This is a genomic window from Pseudomonas sp. BJa5 (genome assembly GCF_030272875.2).
Lineage (GTDB): Bacteria > Pseudomonadota > Gammaproteobacteria > Pseudomonadales > Pseudomonadaceae > Aquipseudomonas.
The window spans coordinates 15,898-35,509 of record NZ_JALRNG020000029.1 but is presented as its reverse complement, the minus strand read 5'-3'; the positions used below and the strand labels follow the sequence as shown (position 1 = coordinate 35,509).

The window sequence follows — 19,612 nt, the reverse complement described above, 5'->3', positions numbered from 1 at the left end:
ATAATGAACTGCCGCAAAGCTGATCGTCCCTCGCCGTATCCCTTGTCCCTTTCGCACTTCAGCCACAGTTGAGGTGCCGACATGAGTGAATCTACCGAACGTAAAGGCATTCACCTGACCCGCGCGCTCAAGAGCCGGCATATCTTCATGCTGTCGCTGGGCGGGGTGATCGGCACCGGGCTGTTCATGGGCTCGGGCGTGACCATCAACCAGGGCGGACCCATGGGCGCGATCCTGGCCTACCTGGTGGCGGGCTTTCTGATGTACCTGGTGATGGTCTGCCTGGGTGAGCTGTCGGTGCAGATGCCGGTGTCCGGCTCGTTCCAGGCCCATGCGACCAAATACATCGGCCCGGCCACCGGCTTCATGATCGGCTGGGTGTACTGGATGAGCTGGGCCACCACCGTGGGCCTGGAGTTTACCGCCGCCGGCATGCTGATGGTGCGCTGGTTCCCGGAGGTGCCGATCTGGTACTGGTCGGCGCTGTTCGTGGTGGTGCTGTTCGGCCTCAACGCCCTGGCCACCCGCGCCTTCGGTGAGGCGGAGTACTGGTTCTCGGGGATCAAGGTGGCGGCGATCCTGGGCTTTATCATCGTCGGCGTGCTGGTGATCTTCGGCGCCATCCCGCTGAGCAGCGGCGAACCGGCGCCGATGATGAACAACCTGATTGGCGATTCGATGTTCCCCAATGGCCTGTCTGCGGTGTTCGCGGTGATGATGACCGTGGTCTATGCCTTCCAGGGCTGCGAGATCATGGGTGTGGCCGCCGGTGAAACCGACCAGCCGGAAAAGAGCATCCCCCGCGCCGTGCGCAATGTGGTGTTCCGTGTGCTGATCTTCTACGTGCTGGCCATCGTGGTGCTCTCGGCGATCGTGCCGTGGCAGCAGGCCGGCCTGATGGAAAGCCCGTTCGTGCAGGTGTTCGACATGGTCGGCATTCCCTATGCGGCCGACCTGATGAACTTCGTCATCCTCACTGCCATCCTCTCGGTGGGCAACTCGGGCCTGTATGCCTCCACCCGCATTCTCTGGGCCATGTCCAAGACCGGCATGGCGCCGAAAAGCCTGTCGCCGCTGAGCAAGCGCGGCGTGCCGCTGCGGGCCCTGAGCATCACCCTGTGCTTTGCCCTGGTGTCGCTGATGACCAGCTTCGTCGCCGCCGACACCCTGTTCATGGTGCTGATGGCGGTGAGCGGGATGTCCGGCACCGTGACCTGGATCGTCATTGCCCTGGCCCAGTACCGCTTCCGCCGCAGCTACCTGCGAGAGGGCGGCAAGCTGGCCGACCTCAAGTACCGCGCACCGCTGTACCCGCTGGTGCCGCTGCTGTGCATCACCCTGTGCAGTTCGCTGTTCGTGTTCCTGGCGATGGACGAGACCCAGCGGCCTTCGCTGTACTGGGGTTTTGGTTTCATTGCAGTGTGTTACGCGGCGTACTTCATCATCAATCGCAAGCGCCAGGCGGTGTTGGCGCCGTCGGTGTGAAGTCGGGGGCTGCCTTGCAGCCCCTTCGCAGGCTTCGCCAGCTCCCACAGGGTTTGTGCAGTAACCGGGTAGGCGCAATTGTCTTTGTGGGAGCTGGCGAAGCCTGCGATCGAGCGCGCAGCGCTCGTCATCCAGTCCAGTGTTCTCGCCACCTGGTATTTCTGTCAGTTGTTGGGCTCCAAAGTGAGGTATTGAATAAGGGTCGACTTTCCCCCGGTCGACCCTTTCTCATTGCGGTTATTGCGTAGGGTCGAGGCTGTACTTCCTGCAGACGAGGCCTTGCCATGAATGACCTACAAGCACCGACCAACCTTGTGCGCACCACACTGAGCCCACTGGCGATCTATCGCATGGCCACCCCCGTCGAGGGCTTTGACGGCGGCGTTAGCATCGACACCCTGGCCACCAGCGTGCTCGGTGTGCTGGCCACGGTGCCAACCTTTCGCGACGCCCAGGTCGGTGACCTGCTGCAGGTGTTCATGGAGGGCGAGCCGGCGCCGATTGCACCGGCATTGCAGGTTGCCGAGCGTGACCTGAACCGGCCGCTGTCGCTGTACCTGGCCGCCGACCGCTTCACCCCGGGGGAGAAACGCCTGTACTACACCTTCACCCGCCAGGGCCTGGAGTACCAGCGCGCAAGATCGTTGTCGGTGTGGGTCAAGCTGACCCGGCCCGGCGGCGAGGACATCGATCCTGCGCCTGGCCACCAGGGCCTGGTGGCGGCCGAGGTGGCCGCCAATCCGGTGACCGCCGCGCACCTGGAAGCCGGGGTCGATGTGCGCATCTTCCACTACGAGAACAAGGCCGTCGGCGATGTGATCCGCCTCAGCTGGGGCGGCATCATGCGCACTTACACCCTGAGCGAGGCCGATATCAATCACCCGGTGGTCATCAACGTCCCGGGCAGCGTCATCCTGGAAGCGGGCGACAGCCCCAACCTGGTGGTCAGCTGGGAGGTGCATGACCTGGTGTACAACACCAGCCAGGCCTGGGCGCCCCATGTGTCGATCGTGGTCGACACCGGCACTGCGCAACTGCCCGTGGCGGCGGTGCAGGGGGTCGACAGCGACGGTTATCTTGATCTGGAAGCGCAGGGCGACGCGCCGCTGCTGATTGCGGTAAACGCCAAAGCCCCGGACTTTGCGGTGGGTGACCAGGTCAAACTGCGCTTTACCGGCTACATCGACTCCGGATTGCCCACCCATACCGACCTTGAGCAGGTCATCCGTGGTCAGCTTCCCCAGGTGATTGTGTTCAGCATCGCCAACGACAAGCTCTGGGCGTTGGCCAACGGCCTGGCCGTGGTGTCCTATACCCTGGTGACGGCCAGCGGCGAGCTGCGTTCGCAGCGCCTGACCGTGGGGGTCAAGGGGCAGCCACAGGCGCTGCAGGCACCGAGCGTCAATCAGGCGGTGGAGGGCGAGTTGGCCTACGACGCCACACGGGCCACGGTCATGATTCCCAAATACCTGGGGCGCACGGCAGGCCACGAGATCGTGCTGGTATGGCTGGGCACCATGTTCGACGGCAAGCCGACCGTGCATGAACAGGTCCGCACCGTCAGCGCCCAACAGGCCGGCTCGGATGCGCCCATCGCGATCAACGTCGCGGCGGAGCACATTCGCCTGCTGGAGTCGGGCTCGGTGAAACTCTACTACCGGGTACGCATGGCCACTTCGCGCAGCGTCGGCTACCGCGAGTCGGCGCCGCTGAATTTGACGGTCAGCACGGCGGGGCTGCTGCCGCTGCCAGGCGTGGAGGCTCCCGGGAATCAGCTCGATCCGCATTTTTTCCCTGGCGGGGTGCAAGTCAGTGTCGACTACCCGGTGATGCTGGTCCAGGACACCGTCACCCTGACCTGGCAAGGCGCCGATGCGGCGGGAACGGTCAGCCTGGTGCAAACCGTGACCCAGCCGGGTACGGCACTGCTGTTCAACGTGCCGCAAGCGGTGGTGCAGGCCAGCCTGGGCGGCGCGGTGCAGGTCAGTTATCAGGTCGAACCGCGCGATGGGCGGCCCTTGCCGTCCCAGGTGCTGAACCTCGCAATCCGCTCGCAAGCGCCGACACTGACGCTGCCCACCCTGACCGGCGCACAAGGCGGCAGCTACGATGCCATGCTCGGCTTGCACGGTGCCCAGGTGCGCATCAGCTACACCGGCATGCGTGCCAGCGATCGTGTCCAGTTGCTCTGGCAAGGCGCGCCAGGTGTCGGCACGCCGGCGCTGATCGAGCGGCCAGGCAGCGACAGCGGCTTCATCATGGCCAGTGTGCCGCCGTCGGCGGTGGGGGCCAATATCAACGGCCAGGTGCGTATCAGCTACCAGGTGCTGCGCAATGAACTGCCCGCCCTGGATTCCCCGGTGCTGAGCGTCCAGGTACGGGCACCGGCGGCAGATGCGCTGGTCAAGCCAACCATCGAGCAGGCCGTTGGCGGCGAGCTGGAGCTGGACAGCTTCGATGGCCCGGCCACGGTCACCGCCGCGCCCTGGCCGTTTATTGCCCTTGACCAGCGGGTGTGGCTCGAAGCCCGTAGCGGCAGTGCCGTGCAGCCACTGCTGGTGGCCAGTGTCATTGACGCCTCGACGCTCAATGGCCTTTCGGTCGAGCTGCCCCGAGCGTTTCTCACCGCGCTGGCGGATGGCGCCGAGCTGAGCCTGCACCTGAAGGTGAACTTCGGCGCCACGGCCGATGCCGGGCAAACCGTGGACTTTCCCGTGCGCAGCTACCAGGTACGCCAGGGCCAACTGCATATCATGGTCTCCGACCTGGGCCTGGCCACCTCGGCCTTGCCCCAGGACTGGTCATTGAAAACCCAGACCTGCGGCCTCACCCTCATCGGTCGTCCGGGCGCCCAGGGCACGCTGTCGGTCAATGGTTCGGCGCAGTTCGACAATGACAGCCAGCAACTGGCCTTTACCCTCGACAGCCGCGGCGAGTTCAGCGCCTGGCTTGGCGATGCCTTTGCCGAAACCGTGCTGGTCAGCGCGCTGATCGATGGCGTGGCGCCGCGCTACGTGCCAGTGCGCTTCAGCGACGTCTTCGTCTTCGACCAGGAGCAGGACGAGCAGGGCGTACGTGCCCGTGCCGCCGCCGGCGCCCTGGCCAACGGGCGCGCGGGCAACCGTGTGTGTTTCGATGCCCGGGGTTTTGCCGATGTCACCTACGTGCAGGTCGAGCTCAGCGGCAGCGCCAGTATTCCAGGCCATCCCGGGCAGATTGCCAGCCTGGCGCTGACAGAGCTGTCCGGCGACTGCCAGTTCGAGGTGGTCGACAGCGTGGCCGAGGAAGTCACCCTGACCTTCCATCTGCCCCAGGGCGGCAGTTGGACGCGCTTCAGCAAGACCCTGTACTTCTCCAGCCTGGCTTCCAACTACTCGCCCAGGGCCGCGGGCGGCGATCCGCGGCCCTGGTTCATGCGGGTCAACCAGATCAAACCGCTGGACTTGAGTGCACTGCGCATTCCCAACCTGCGCGAGTACGTCGATCACCCGGATGGCCTGCACGGCGGGATCGGTAAGCCGGGCCTGGAGAACGACCCCAAGGGCCTGCAAGTGATCGTCGAACCTTACCTGGGCATGGAGGCGGGCGACGAGATCCAAATTTACTGGGGCGACGAAGCCACCCCGGTGACGCCGTTCCCCTACGTGGTCAAGCCGGAGGACCGGCACGAGCTGGTGTTCATCTATGTGCCGCCCGGGCGTATTCCCAATGGCAACAGCAAGGTGTGGTTCACGGTCAGGGCGGCCAACGGTAACGACTATGCGTCGGCGCAGCTGTTCATCAAGGTCAAGCGCAGCTTGCCGGGCGGGCCCAATCCGAATCCGGGCAGCCCGCACCACACCGGTCTGATGTTCCCGATCATCCCGCCCGGCATCATCGACTGGAACGCCGCCCAGGAGGGGATTTCGGTCAGTGTCTACCCATGGCGCTTCATGGAAGTGGGCGACCGGCTCAACCTGAGCTGGGGTGGCGTCAAGGTGCAGCATGTGGTGCAACCGGGAGAGGTCGGCACAATCATTTCTGTGTACGTCGATCTGGCTACCATCGAGGAGGCCGGAGATTCCGAAGAGCTGTTGGTGTTGTACTGGCTTGAAGATGAAGTCGGCAACCCGTCCGATGGTGCCTCGCTGCCTAGCTACGCCTTCGTGGAAATCAGTGCCTTCCTGTTGCCGCGCCCTGCGGTCGAGCCATTGGACAGCGAGGGCTTTATCGAACTGGGGGAGCTTGGCCCGCAGGATGTCACGGTCACCGTGGTTGCCGACTTCCCTCGATTTATCGCCGGAGATCGCCTGAGGCTGGTCTGGCGCGGCTTTACCAGTGACGCGGTGGCATTGCCGGTCCATGAGCAACTATCAGATCCGTTGCCCAGCATGCCGCCGGCTCGCCGCGTGGAGTTTCGCGTTGCCAATGCATTGATCCAGGCCATTGCCGGTGGGCTGGCTTATGTCTCCTACAGAGTCGTGCGCAATGGCTTCCCAACGCCAATTCCCTCCAAGACTTCAGCGGTGGGGGTACGGGGCGTGGCGACGCAGTTGGTCAGGCCCGACGTTGACGGTCGTGACGAGGATTACCTGCCCGATACCTTGAGCCGCGTGGTCATCAGAATCCCGCCGTGGTTGGCGATGTTCCCCGGGCAGGAGGTGCGGGTGGTGTGGCAGGGCACCAAGGCCAATGGCAACGAATATGTCTACATGGAAGAGCGACGGCTGACGGGTGCCCAGGTGGGCAAAGAAGTGGTGTTTGTCTGGCATGACCCTGTGCATCTGGTGGCCATTGCCGGTGGTAGCCTGGTGTTGTTTTTCCAGGTCAAGAATGCCTCGGGAGAGCCCTGGGAGTCGGAGCGCCTGGAAGTCTGGGTGGGCGAACCGGCGCCGGAGTTCATCAGGCCCGAGGTGGAAGAGGCCGAGAATGGGGTGCTCGATCCGGTCGGCATTGTCGTGGCCAGTACCCTGGTGCCGCTCTACACCGGCATGGCCCAGGGGCAGACCATCCACCTGGAATGGCTGAGTCCGGTGGTGGCGGGCAACTGGTTCGACTATCTACCGGTGCAAAGCGCCCGGGATGAGTACTTTGGCGTACCTGAAGAGAATATCCTGCCCAGCCTGAACCGGCCGGTGCGGGTGCGTTATGTGGTCAGGGAGCCAGGAGAGCGAAGCCGGAACTCGGATTACTTGAACTTGTGGATCGGACCGGTGTTGACCAATCCGCCGCAGCCGCTGATCGAAGAGGCCAGGGGCGATAGGCTGGACCTGTTGCTGTTCCCCGGCGATGCATTGGTGACCGTCGCACCCTGGGTCGGTATCAACGAAGGGCAATACTACTGGTTGCGTTGCATTGGAGTGGACGAAGCCGGTGGTGAAAAGATCATTACATTGGCTGAACGGCAGGCCATTGCGCCCGGTGAGGTCGATCTGGGCATACGCGCGGTGTTACCGCGTGCCGAGCTTCAAGGCTTTGCGCATGAAAGCCGTATTCGCCTGGAAATGCAGGTGGTGTTGCATGAGGACGCCGGGGACGACGAGGCTATTGTGTTTCCGCAGCGGCACTACCAGATTTTCCTGGTACAGGTTCAACTCGTCGCGCCGTTCATTGAAGAGGCCAGGGGGATTGTCCTGGAACTGGCGGCTTTCCAGGGCGATGCAACCCTTAGGCTTGAGCCGTGGCAAGGTATAGTGCAAGGTCAGGTCATCTGGATCACGCTACGCGGAACCCAAGGTCAAAATACGGATTGGCAACTACCGCTTGTAGAGGCTGAGCTTGTATCCGCGGATGAGACCGTCGAAGGGTTTCGATGGTCTATTCCGAGAGCAGAACTGGACACACTTTCTCATGGTACGCAATTGACCATTCATGCGGCGGTTAATACCGCAGGAGAGGATGACTTCGACGCAGCGATCGAAGCGCCTGTAAAGGCATATGAAATGAACGTTGCTACTTTCGTTCTGGCCGTTTCTAGTCTTGGGATGCAGAGCACTGCGCTGCCAACCGACTGGATCCATCCGAAGGAAACAAACAGTGTCACGGTGATAGGTAGCCCCGGTGAAGTCGCGACGTTAGTCGCTGGGTCGAGAGCAAGTTTTGTCGGGGGAGCGCAACAGCTTCAAGTCACCCTCGACCAAAACGGTGAAGCACATCAGATGCTCCGCGCTACAAGCCCCTACACAACCGTCACAGCGAGAAGAACCGGTAAACCTTCGGTCACAGCCGAACTGCAATTTACCGGTAAATTCCCGTGGGACAGGTACTCTGGAATACACCGTGTGGGGGCAATGTTGGCTCAATCCGCCAGAGCCAATGGTCGAAGCCGAAATCGCGTGTGTTACGACACTGAGATTTATTATGTTGCTCCATTAAGTCATGTGATAGTCAGCATACCAAGTCACTTTCAGATCGTCGGCTACGCGGGACAAAGGGTGCATATCACGCTGCACGGTAGTGCTGTAGGGGAACCAGGGGATATTTACTTTGATGTGGTCAGTACGGTACCAGGGACATATGGGATAACCTTTGAGCTGCCGGGTTATAGTTGGGCACGTTTCACCAAATACATGACCTTCACATAAGTAATTTTTTGCACTGTGCTCTTGGGCCATCCCTTCGGGATGGCCCTTTAGTTTTGACTTGTGCGAAGTTGTGACGTCCTTCAGCCTGAAAAACCTCCACGCCTTGCTCGATGCCCATGACGCCGACCAGGCTGTGCGCGTGGTGGTGGTGACTTGCTTCGTTGCCGCCGACACTCTGTGCAGTTCGCTGCTCGTGTTCCTGGCGATGGATGAGATCTCGCCGCCTTCGTTGTGCTGGTTTTTTTGGTTCTTTCGCTGTGTGTTAAGCGGTGTACTTCATCATCATCATCATCATCATCGATCGCAAGCGGCAAGCGGCAAGCGGCAAGCGGCAAGCGGCAAGCGGCATTGGCGCTTGTGAGTGAAGTCGGGGGCTGCTATGCAGCCCTTTCGCAGGCTCCGCCAGCTCCCTCAGGATTTGTTCAGTCACCAGGTAGGAGCACTGTCTTGATTGCCTGAAGGTGTAGCCGCTGCCGCTAGGCTGCGATCGGCCGTATAACGGCCGCAGAGCCCGGCGACTGCGGTATACCAGGGACAACGAAGTGACCGGGTTGCGACTGCTGCGCAGTGGATCGCAGCCTCGTTCCTCGGCAGCGGCTACACGGGTAGGCGCAATTGTCTTTGTGGGAGCTGGCGAAGCCTGCGATCGAGCGCGCAGCGCTCGTCATCCAGCCCACGCTCGGCAACAGTTGTGCGAAGTTGTAACAGTCCCCGGATTGGGCAAATCTGGCTAAAGAAAATAAATCAATAAAAACAGCTAGATATATCTGTAATTTAATGTGTTACACGAGCTAATCTCCCCGATTGTCTCCTTGCTGAACACTCGTTTAGTATCTCCCCAAGTCCTACCCCTCACACCAATCACAATAATTCGAGGCCTCCCATGACTACTTCCCCGTCTCTGCTCAGCAAGGTCGAAGCCGGCGTCGCCTGGATCACCCTGAACCGCCCCGAGCAGCGCAACGCCCTGGACATCCCTGCGCTCAAGCAACTGCATGCCCTGCTGGATGCCTTCAACAGCGACCCGGCCGTGCGCGTGGTGGTGCTGACCGGTAGCGGGCGCAGCTTCTGCGCCGGCGCGGACCTGGCCGAATGGGCCGAGGCCGAGGCCCGTGGCGCCCTGGAGAGCTACGGCTGGACCGAGACCGCCCACGCCCTGATGCAGCGCCTGCACAGCCTCGACAAACCCACCATCGCCGCCATCAACGGCACCGCCGTCGGCGCCGGCATGGACCTGACCCTGTGCTGCGACCTGCGCGTGGCCGCCGCCTCGGCGCGTTTCAAGGCCGGCTACACCAGCATGGCCTACAGCCCGGATGCCGGCGCCAGCTGGCACCTGCCGCGCCTGATCGGCAGCGAACAGGCCAAGCGCCTGCTGTTCCTCGACGAACTGTGGGGTGCCGAGCGTGCGCTGGTGGCCGGGCTGGTGGGTGAGGTGTGCGCCGATGACCAGTTGCTGGCAGTCACTGCCGAGTTGGCCGGTCGCCTGGCCAATGGCCCGACCTTCGCCTTCGCCCAGACCAAACGCCTGATCCGCGACGGCGCCCAGCGCACCCTGGCCGAGCAGTTGCAGGCGGAGCTGGCGGCCGGCCTGCTGTGTGGCCGCAGCGAGGACGGCGCCGAGGCCCTGCGCGCTTCGACCGAGAAGCGGGCAGCAAAATTCGTTGGCAAATAAATACTTACACGACCTTCTTCAGGAACGACTCATGAATTTCCAACTGACCCAAGAACAAGAAATGTTGGTGGAAGCGGTACGCAGTTTTGTCGCCAAGGAGTTGCTGCCTCACGAGGAAGCAGTGGACCGCGCCGATGAAGTCTCCCCGGAACTGGCCGCGCAGATCCGCGGCAAGGCCATCGCCGCCGGCTTCTACGCCTTCAACATGCCCGAGGAAGTCGGTGGCGGCGGCCTCGACTACCTGTCCCAGGCCCTGATCGAGCGTGAGCTGTCCAAGGTCTCCTGGGCGGTGCACGTGTTTGTCGCCCGGCCCTCGAAAATCCTCATGGCCTGCAAGGGCGAGCAGATCAACGACTACCTGCTGCCGTGCATCCAGGGCGAGAAGGTCGACTGCTTCGCCCTCACCGAGCCTGGCGCCGGTTCCGATGCCAACGCGATCAAGACCCGCGCAGTGCGCGAGGGCGACGACTTCGTCCTCAACGGCAGCAAGCACTTCATCAGCCACGCCGGGCATGCCGATTTCGCCATTGTCTTCGCCGTGACCGACACCTACGAGCACAACGGCAAGAAGCGCAACGCCGTGACCGCCTTCCTGGTCGACCGTGGCACCCAGGGCATGACCATCCGCCGCGGGCCCAAGTGTGTGAGCAACCGTGGCTACCACACCTACGAGCTGTTCTTCGACGACTGCCGCGTGCCGGCCAGCAAGGTGCTGGGCGAAGTGGGCAAGGGCTGGGAAGTCGCCAACGCCTGGCTCACCGCCGGGCGCGTGATGGTCGCCGCCAACTGCGTCGGCCAGGCCCAGCGGGCGCTGGATGTGTCGCTGCAATGGGCGGCGGACCGCAAGCAGTTCGGCCAGCCGATCGGCACTTACCAGGGTGTGTCGTTCAAGCTCGCCGACATGGCCACGCAGATCCGCGCTGCTGAGCTTCTGACCCTGCACACCGCCTGGAAGATGGACCAGGGCACGATGACCGACGGCGAGGCCGGCATGGCCAAGCTGTTCGCCAGCGAGGTGCTGGGCAAGGTCGCCGATGAGGCGGTGCAGATCTTCGGCGGCATGGGCCTGATGGACGAAGGCCCGGTCGAGCGGATCTGGCGCAACGCGCGGATCGAGCGGATCTGGGAGGGTACCTCGGAGATCCAGCGGCACATCATTTCCCGCGAACTGCTGCGTCCACTGTTGCGTTGATCGGGTCGGAGAATACTTATGTCGCAGTCGATTCGTGACAACCTCAAGCGCCTGCTGGCGCCGCGTCACCTGGCCTTCGTCGGTGGCCGCAGCATGGCCCGGGCGCTCAAGCGCTGTGCCGAGGGCGGCTACCAGGGGCAGATGTGGTTGGTCAACCCGCAGCACGACAGCATCGATGGCGTGCCCTGCGTGCGTAGCGTGGCCGAGCTGCCCTGTGGCCCGGATGCCGTTTTCATCGCCACCAACCGCGAGCTGACCCTGACCTGCGTCGGAGAGCTTGCCGCCAAGGGGGCGGGCGGGGCGATCTGCTACGCCTCGGGCTTTGCCGAGACCGGCGCCGAAGGCCAGGCGCTACAACAACAATTGATCGAGGCCGCCGGCAGCATGGCCTTGCTCGGGCCCAATTGCTACGGCCTGCTCGACTACCTGCACAGCAGTGCGCTGTGGCCCGTGGCCCATGGCGGCAAGGCGGTGGAGAAGGGCGTGGCGATCCTCACCCAGAGCGGCAACTTCGCCTACAACCTGTCGATGAGCGACCGCTCGCTGCCGGTGGCCTATATGGCCTCGGTCGGCAACCAGGGGCAGATCGGCATTGCCGAGCTCATGGATGCGCTGCTCGACGAGCCGCGGGTGACCGCCATCGGCCTGCACCTGGAAGGGCTGAAGAATGTGCCCGGTTTTGCCCGCGCCGCGCACAAGGCGCTGGAGAAGGGCATTCCGATCATCGCCTTGAAAACCGGCGTGTCGCAGATCGGTGCCGAACTGGCGTTGAGTCACACAAGCTCCTTGTCCGGCTCCGACGCCCTGTACGACAGCCTGTTCCGACGCCTGGGGGTGATTCGCGTCAGCGGCCCGGTGAGCTTTGTCGAAACCCTCAAGGCCGCGGCCTGCGGCAACCTGCCCAAAGGTGGCAGCCTGATCGCCCTGGCCTGTTCCGGCGGCGACGCCGGGCTGATTGCCGACTATGCCGAACGCAACCAGCTGAGCCTGCCGAAGCTCGATCAAGGCCAGGTCGACGAACTGGCCCAGGTGCTGCCCGGTTACGCCAACCTGGTCAACCCGCTGGACTTCACCACGGCGATCTGGGGCGACGGCGCAGCGCTTGAGCGCATGCTCGACAGTGCCCTGCGCACCGAGGCCGACGCGGCCATGCTGGTGCTCGACTACCCGGCGGAATTTACCGGTGAACGCAAGGAGTGCGACCTGCTGCTGGAGCTGTACTGCGCCGCCTTGAAGCGCCATGGCAAGATCGGCTTCGTCACCTCGGCCTTTCCCGAGCTGCTGCCGGCCAGTGCCCGCGAGCGCCTGCACGCTCATGGCATCGCTGCCTTGCAAGGCGTCGAGGACGGCCTGGCCGCCTGGGGCCGTATCGCGGCCTATCAGGCCAGCCGCCAGGCCTTGCTTGATCGCGGTGAGTCGGCCCTGGTGCCGCTCTGCCCGCAAGCGCTTGCAGGGGACAGTCAGTTGCTCAACGAATGGGATTCGAAACAGGCCCTGCAGGCGTTCGGGCTGCCCATTCCGGCAGGCCGCTTGAGTACACCGGAACAGGCGCAGGGCGATGCCGCCGCTGTCGGTTACCCGCTGGTGCTAAAGGCCGTCAGCGCGCAACTGCCGCACAAGACCGAAGCCGGTGCCGTGGCCCTGAACCTGCGCGATGCCGACGCCCTGGACCGCGCACTGGCACAGATGCGTGGACGGATTGCCGACTATGCCCCCGAGGTACCGTTCGATCAGGTCTTGCTCGAACCTATGGCCGAAGCGCCGCTGGCCGAACTGATCGTCGGCATCAAGCGCGAGAACGATTTCGCCCTGGCCCTGGTGATTGGCGCCGGCGGCGTGCTGGTCGAGTTGCTCAAGGACAGCACCAGCCTGTTGCTGCCCACCACCGAGGGCGCCATCCGCGCGGCCTTGCTCAGCCTGCGCAGCGCCACCTTGCTACAAGGCTTCCGTGGCCGTCCGGCGGCCGATCTGGACGCCCTGGTCGCGGCGATCGGCGCGGTGGCCGACTACGCCTGCGAGAACGCCAGCCAGTTGCTGGAGCTGGATGTGAACCCCTTGATGGTCGGCCCGCACGGTAGTACCGCGGTCGACGCCCTGATCCGCCTGGGCAAGGCGTGAGGAATTGAACATGACTACTCCATTGACCGGCGGCCAGGCCCTGGTGCGCCTGCTGGCCAACTACGGCGTCGACACCGTGTTCGGCATTCCCGGGGTGCACACCCTGGAGCTGTACCGCGGCCTGCCCGGCAGCGGCATCCGCCATGTACTCACCCGCCACGAGCAGGGCGCCGGATTCATGGCCGACGGCTACGCCCGGGTCAGCGGCAAGCCGGGGGTGTGCTTCGTCATCACCGGCCCCGGTGTCACCAACGCCGCCACCGCCATCGGCCAGGCCTATGCCGACTCCATCCCGATGCTGGTGATCTCCAGCGTCAACCACACCGCAAGCCTGGGCAAGGGCTGGGGCTGCCTGCATGAAACCCAGGACCAGCGCGCCATGACCGCGCCGATCACGGCGTTTTCCGCCGTGGCCCTGAGCGCCGAGGACCTGCCGGAGCTGATCGCCCGGGCCTATGCGGTGTTCGACAGCGAACGCCCGCGCCCGGTGCATATCTCGGTGCCGCTGGATGTACTGGCCGCGCCGGTCAAACGCGACTGGAGCGGTGAAGTGGTGCGCCGGCCAGGTCGGGGCGTCCCGGCCAGCAGCGTGCTGGAGCAGGCCGCGGCGAAACTGGCGGCGGCCAAGCGGCCGATGATTATCGCCGGTGGCGGCGCACTGCAGGCTGCCGACGTGTTGCAGCAACTGAGCACGCGCCTGGCGGCGCCGCTGTTCACCAGCGTGGCCGGCAAGGGCCTGCTGGCCCCGGACGCGCCGCTCAACGCCGGTGCCAGCCTGTGCGTCGAGCCCGGCTGGAACCTGATCGGCGAGGCCGACCTGGTCCTGGCCGTGGGTACCGAGATGGCCGATACCGACTTCTGGCGCGAGCGCCTGCCACTCAACGGCGAGCTGTTGCGGGTGGACATCGACCCGCGCAAGTTCAACGATTTCTACCCTTGTGCGCTGGCCCTGCAGGGTGACGCGCAACAGACCGTTGCCGCCTTGCTGGACCATCTGCCGCAGATCAACCGTGATCCCGCTGCAGCCATCGAAGCGGTGGCCGCCTTGCGTGGCGCGCTGCGCGAAGGCCATGGTCCGTTGCAGGCGATCCACCAGGCGATCCTCGACCGCATCCAGGCAGTACTGCCGGACAACGCCTTTATCAGCACCGACATGACCCAGCTGGCCTACACCGGCAACTACGCGTTCGCCAGCCGGGCGCCGCGCAGCTGGCTGCACCCCACCGGCTACGGCACCCTGGGCTACGGCCTGCCGGCCGGCATCGGCGGCATGTTCGCCACCACCGATCGCCCGGGGCTGGTGCTGGTCGGCGACGGTGGCTTCCTCTACACCGCCCAGGAGTTGGCCACTGCGGTGGAAGAGCTGGACCGCCCGCTGGTGGTGCTGCTGTGGAACAACGATGCCCTGGGGCAGATCCGCGACGACATGCTGGGTCTTGATATCGAGCCCATCGGCGTCTTGCCGCGCAACCCGGACTTTGCCGGGCTGGGCCGGGCCTTCGGCTGCACCGTCGCCCAGCCGCACAGCCTGGATGAACTGCAACGCGAGCTTGCGGCCGGCTTTGCCCGCAACGGCGTGACCCTGGTCGAGCTCAAGCATGCCTGCGCTCGCTGACGTCCACTCTTATTCAGGAAGCTTGCCATGCGTTTTTCCGATCTGACTCAACGTATCGCCGGTGACGGCGCCGCCGCCTGGGACATTCACTACCGCGCCCTGGAGCTGCAGGCCCAGGGCCAGGACATCCTGCTGCTGTCGGTCGGTGACCCGGACTTCGACACCCCGGCACCCATCGTCCAGGCGGCCATCGACAGCCTCAAGGGCGGCCACACCCACTACGCCGACGTGCGCGGCAAGCTGGCCCTGCGCCAGGCCATTGCCCGCCGTCACCAGCAGCGCAGCGGCCAGGCAGTCAGCGCCGACCAGGTGACGGTGTTGGCCGGCGCCCAGTGCGCGCTGTTCTGCGTGGCCCAATGCGTACTCAACCCGGGCGATGAAGTGATCGTCGCCGAACCCATGTATGTCACCTATGAAGCGGTGTTCGGTGCCTGCGGCGCCACGGTGATCCCGGTGCCGGTGCGCCCGGAGAACGGCTTTCGCGTGTGCCCCGAGGACGTTGCCGCGCGCATCACCCCGCGCACCCGCGCTCTGGCCCTGAACAGCCCGCACAACCCCTCGGGGGCCAGCCTGCCGCGCAGCACCTGGGAGGCCCTGGCCGAACTGTGCATCGGCCATGATCTTTGGCTGATTTCCGATGAGGTCTACAGCGAGCTGTTGTACGAAGGCGAGCACATCAGCCCCGGCAGCCTGCCGGGCATGGCCGAGCGCACCGCGACCCTCAACAGCCTGTCCAAGTCCCATGCCATGACCGGCTGGCGGGTGGGCTGGGTGGTGGGTTCGACGGCGCTGGCCGCGCACCTGGAGAACCTGGCGCTGTGCATGCTCTATGGCTCGCCCGATTTCATCCAGGATGCCGCCGTGGTGGCGCTGGAACAGCAACTGCCGGAATTTGAGACCATGCGCGAAGCCTATCGCCAGCGCCGCGACCTGGTTTGCGAATGCCTGGCCGATTGCCCGGGCCTGAAGGCGCTCAAGCCCGATGGAGGCATGTTCGTGATGGTCGATATCCGTGAAACCGGGCTCAGTGCCCAGGCGTTTTCCCAGCAGCTGCTGGAGCGTCATGGCGTCTCGGTACTGGCCGGTGAAGCCTTCGGACCGAGCGCCGCCGGGCATATCCGCCTGGGCCTGGTGCTGGACACCGAGCCGTTGCGCGATGCCTGCCAGCGTATTGCCCGCTGCACGGCGGAACTGATGGAGGGCAAGGTCCATGCGTGAGTACGCACGACTGTTTATCGACGGCGCCTGGCAGGTGCCGTCCGGGCAGGGCCTTGCCGAGGTGATCGACCCGGCCAGTGAAACCGCCATCGGCCGGGTGCCGCTGGGCGACGAGCAGGACGTCAATCGTGCGGTGGCGGCAGCGCGCCAGGCCTTTGCCGGCTGGTCGCGCACACCGTCCAGCGTGCGGGCCGGCTACATCCGCGCACTGGCCGAGCAGTTGAAACAGCGCGCCGGGGAAATGGCCGGGGTGATCACGGCCGAACTGGGCATGCCGGTGCAGTGGTGCCAGGCGGTGCAGGTCGAGGGGCCGATCGTCGGCCTTGAGCAGTACATCGAACTGGCCGGGCTGATGGATGAGGTGCGCGAGGTCGGCAACTCCCTGGTGTACCGCGAGGCGGTGGGCGTCTGTGCCTTCATCAACCCCTGGAACTACCCGCTGCACCAGTTGATCGGCAAGCTGGCCCCGGCGCTGGCCGCAGGCTGCACCGTGGTGGTCAAGCCGAGCCAGGAAACCCCGCTGCACGCCTTCCTGCTGGCCGAGATGATCGAAGCCATCGGCTTGCCGGCCGGGGTGTTCAACCTGGTCAGCGGGCCCGGTTCGAAGGTCGGCGAGGCGTTGGCGAAGCATCCACAGGTGGACATGGTGTCGTTCACCGGCTCCACTGGCGCCGGGGTGCGGGTGGCCCAGGCCGCAGCGCCGACGGTCAAGCGGGTATGTCTGGAGCTGGGCGGCAAGTCGCCACTGCTGATCACCGCCGACGCCGATCTGCAAGCGGCCGTGCGCTACGGCGTGCAGGACGTGATGATCAACTCCGGGCAGACCTGCACGGCCCTGACCCGTATGCTGCTGCCCGCCAGCCGCTATGCCGAGGCACTGGAAATCGCCCTGGAGGAGACCCGCAGCCTGGTCATGGGCGATCCGCAGGATCCGCGCAGTTTCCTCGGCCCCATGTGCTCGGCGGGCCAACGGCGCACGGTGCTGGACTATATCCGTATCGGCCAGGAGGAGGGCGCACGGCTGTTGTGCGGCGGTGAAGCGGGAGCGGCGCGTGGTTTCTACGTGCAGCCGACTCTGTTCGCCGACGTCGACAACCGCATGCGCATCGCCCAGGAGGAGATCTTCGGCCCGGTGCTGTGCCTGATCCCCTACCGCGATGAGGCCCAGGCCATCGAGCTGGCCAACGATTCACCGTTCGGCCTGTCCAGCGGCGTCTGGGCCGCCAGCCGCGAGCAGGCCATGGCGCTGGGGCGGCAACTGCGTGCCGGGCAATGCTTCATCAATGGCGCCGCCTTCAACTACCAGGCACCGTTCGGCGGCTACAAGCAGTCGGGCAATGGCCGCGAGTGGGGCGAGGAGGGGCTGGCCGAGTTCGTCGAGATCAAGGCCATGCAGGTCTGAGGGTGCTGCAAACGAGCAGGCTCAGGCCTGCTCGGCTTTTTCCACCGGCTTGTCGAAGGCCACGAACAACTGGTCGGCGGTGATCGCACCGAGGTCCAGGCGCATGTTGGCTTCGAGCATGGCGAACAGACGGGTGAACACCTCGAACACCTTGCAGTGATCTTCAAGGCCCGAGAAGGGGTTGTCGATCTTCTCGGCGATCAGCGAGCTTTCCTGCACCGCGTCGTACACCTCGCGCAGGGTGATCTCGCTGGCCGGGCGGGCCAGGGTCAGGCCACCGTTGGCGCCGCGCCAGGACTTGAGGATATTGGCCTTGACCATCTGCGAGGCCAGGCTGCGCACGCGGGTGGGGTGGGTCTTGACCCACTTGGCGATGGTTTCGGTGCGCAGTTTCTGCGGGGCGTTGGCGGCCACGAACGACAGAATGTATGAAGCGGTGATCAGGCGGGTCGACTGGCTCATCGGCTGAAATTTCCCTGTGGGAGCGGGCTTGCCCCGCGAAACGATCTTACTGACAAACTGCAATCACTGACAAACCACAATCGCGGGGCAAGCCCGCTCCCACAGCGATCGCAAAAAGCACCCCGTGGGGGCTTGGCAGCGGTGTGCTGTTGAGTCTAATGTAATTGTCACGATGACAAATACAAATATTTGCACCATCGATGCGTGCGAGGTCGACTGAATCCTTTTCTCTGCGGTTTTTCAGGGGCAATGCCATGAGCGATAACAACAACAAGATTACTCAAGCGATGCACGACGGCGGCCTGCCGCGTCGGGATTTTCTCAAGTACAGTGCGGCCGCGGCGGCCGTGGCCGGTGCCTTCTCCCTCGGCCTGCCCAGCCGTGGCTGGGCCGAGGAGACGCCCAAGGCCGGCGGCGTGCTGCGCATGGGCCTGGCCGGGGGCAGCACCACCGATTCGCGTGACCCGGGCTCCTGGAGCGACACCTTCACCTTCGTCGGCTTCTCGGCGGTGTACAACACTCTGAGCGAGATCGGCGTGGACGGCAACGCCATTCCGGAGCTGGCCGAGCGCTGGGAGTCGAGCCCCGATGCGCGTATCTGGACCTTCACCCTGCGCCAGGGCGTGACCTTCCATAACGGCAAGACCCTGAGCGCCGACGACGTGGTGGCCTCTATCCAGCATCACCTGGGCGACAAATCCACCTCGGCGGCCAAAACCGTGCTCGGCGACGTTGCCCAGGTCCGCGCCCAGGGCACCGACAGCGTGGTGTTCGAGCTGCATTCGGGCAACGCCGACTTCGCCTACGTGGTTGCCGACTATCACCTGGTGATCATGCCGGCCAAGGACGGCCTGGCCGACTGGCAGTCGGCGGTCGGCACCGGCGGCTATCGCCTCAAGGCCTTCGAGCCGGGCGTGCGCATGGACCTTGAGCGCAGCCCCGATTACTGGAAGCCGGGGAGGGCGCACTTCGCCAGCGCCGAGTTGCTGGCCATCGCCGACGGCGCCGCCCGGGTCAATGCCCTGGTCACAGGCCAAGTCGATGTGATCAACAAGGTCGATCTGAAGACCGTGGCACTGCTCAAGCGCAACCCGAATCTTGCCATCGAGGAAACCAAGGGCGCCCAGCACTACACCTTCCCGATGCTGACCGACAGCCAGCTGTTCCAGGACAACAACGTGCGCATGGCGCTCAAGCATGCGATCAACCGCGAAACCCTGCTGGCCTCGGTGCTCTACGGCTACGGCCAGATCGGCAACGACCACCCGATCCAGCCCGGCAGCCGCTTCATCAACAATGCCCTGGAACAACGCAGTTACGACCCGGACAAGGCGCGCTTCTACCTGCGCCAGGCCGGTCTCGACTCGCTCAAGGTACGCCTGCAGGCCTCCGATGCCGCCTACACCGGTGCAGTGGATGCCTCGGTGCTGTTCAAGGAGCAGGCGCGCCAGGCCGGTATCGACATCGACGTGGTGCGCGAGCCGGCCGACGGCTTCTTCACCAACGTGTGGATGAAGCAGCCTTTCACCACCTCCTTCTGGTACAGCAGCCTGACCGCCGACCGCATGTTCAGCATCGGCTATGCCAAAGGTGCGGCCTGGAACGAGACGCACTGGGACAACGCCCGTTTCAACCAGTTGCTCAGCGCCGCCCGGGGCGAGATGAACGCGCCGCTGCGCCAGGAGATGTACAACGAAATGCAGGCGCTGTGCCGCGATGAAGGCGGGGCCATCGTGCCGTTGTTCGCCAGTTCCGTGGCGGCGCGCTCCAAGCGGGTTACCCATGGCGGGCTGACTGCGCCCTACGGCGAGCTGGACGGCCTGCGCCTGATCGAACGCTGGTGGCAGGCGTAAGCGCCACTGCTCGAAAGCCTTCTTTCGGT

The 19,612-nt window shown here is 64.5% G+C and carries 11 protein-coding genes; 10 read left to right on the top strand and 1 reads right to left on the bottom strand.

The window, feature by feature from the left end; all coding sequences use genetic code 11:
- The first annotated feature begins 81 nt into the window (after window positions 1–81).
- The 9 genes from M2D63_RS16995 (at window position 82) to M2D63_RS16955 (ending at window position 17,268) form a co-directional block, all read left to right on the top strand.
- Window positions 82–1,485: an amino acid permease gene (locus tag M2D63_RS16995; RefSeq protein WP_285864109.1), complete on the top strand. Its 1,404-nt coding sequence runs from the start codon at window positions 82–84 to the stop codon at window positions 1,483–1,485.
- 284 nt (window positions 1,486–1,769) lie between these two features.
- Window positions 1,770–8,048, top strand: coding sequence for a hypothetical protein (locus M2D63_RS16990; protein ID WP_285864108.1), 6,279 nt, complete (start codon window positions 1,770–1,772; stop codon window positions 8,046–8,048).
- A gap of 70 nt (window positions 8,049–8,118) precedes the next feature.
- Complete coding sequence (locus M2D63_RS16985; RefSeq protein ID WP_285864107.1) at window positions 8,119–8,409, top strand: hypothetical protein; 291 nt, start codon at window positions 8,119–8,121, stop codon at window positions 8,407–8,409.
- A 522-nt stretch (window positions 8,410–8,931) separates the two neighbouring features.
- The gene (locus M2D63_RS16980) at window positions 8,932–9,723 is read left to right on the top strand and encodes an enoyl-CoA hydratase/isomerase family protein (protein ID WP_285864106.1); all 792 of its coding nucleotides are present in this window, start codon (window positions 8,932–8,934) and stop codon (window positions 9,721–9,723) included.
- Window positions 9,724–9,754: 31 nt separating this feature from the next.
- A complete protein-coding gene (locus tag M2D63_RS16975; protein WP_285864105.1) occupies window positions 9,755–10,915 on the top strand; it encodes an acyl-CoA dehydrogenase family protein in 1,161 nt (386 codons plus the stop codon).
- An 18-nt stretch (window positions 10,916–10,933) separates the two neighbouring features.
- Complete coding sequence (locus M2D63_RS16970; RefSeq protein ID WP_285864104.1) at window positions 10,934–13,033, top strand: acetate--CoA ligase family protein; 2,100 nt, start codon at window positions 10,934–10,936, stop codon at window positions 13,031–13,033.
- A gap of 10 nt (window positions 13,034–13,043) precedes the next feature.
- Window positions 13,044–14,648: a 5-guanidino-2-oxopentanoate decarboxylase gene (locus tag M2D63_RS16965; protein WP_285864103.1), complete on the top strand. Its 1,605-nt coding sequence runs from the start codon at window positions 13,044–13,046 to the stop codon at window positions 14,646–14,648.
- Window positions 14,649–14,675: 27 nt separating this feature from the next.
- Window positions 14,676–15,866 carry a pyridoxal phosphate-dependent aminotransferase gene (locus M2D63_RS16960; protein ID WP_285864102.1) on the top strand — a complete coding sequence of 397 codons (1,191 nt, stop codon included), beginning with the start codon at window positions 14,676–14,678 and terminating at the stop codon, window positions 15,864–15,866.
- On the top strand, window positions 15,859–17,268 hold the full coding sequence (locus M2D63_RS16955) for an aldehyde dehydrogenase family protein (RefSeq protein WP_285864101.1): 1,410 nt from the start codon (window positions 15,859–15,861) through the stop codon (window positions 17,266–17,268). The genes M2D63_RS16960 and M2D63_RS16955 overlap by 8 nt, the downstream gene beginning before the upstream one ends.
- A gap of 21 nt (window positions 17,269–17,289) precedes the next feature.
- Here M2D63_RS16955 and M2D63_RS16950 read toward each other — a convergent pair whose 3' ends face one another.
- Window positions 17,290–17,730, bottom strand: a complete 441-nt coding sequence (locus tag M2D63_RS16950; protein ID WP_285864100.1) for an Rrf2 family transcriptional regulator — start codon at window positions 17,728–17,730, stop codon at window positions 17,290–17,292.
- Between the two features lie 254 nt (window positions 17,731–17,984).
- Here M2D63_RS16950 and M2D63_RS16945 point away from each other — a divergent pair, with 254 nt between their 5' ends.
- A complete protein-coding gene (locus M2D63_RS16945) occupies window positions 17,985–19,583 on the top strand; it encodes an ABC transporter substrate-binding protein (protein WP_285864099.1) in 1,599 nt (532 codons plus the stop codon).
- The last annotated feature ends 29 nt before the right edge of the window (window positions 19,584–19,612 follow it).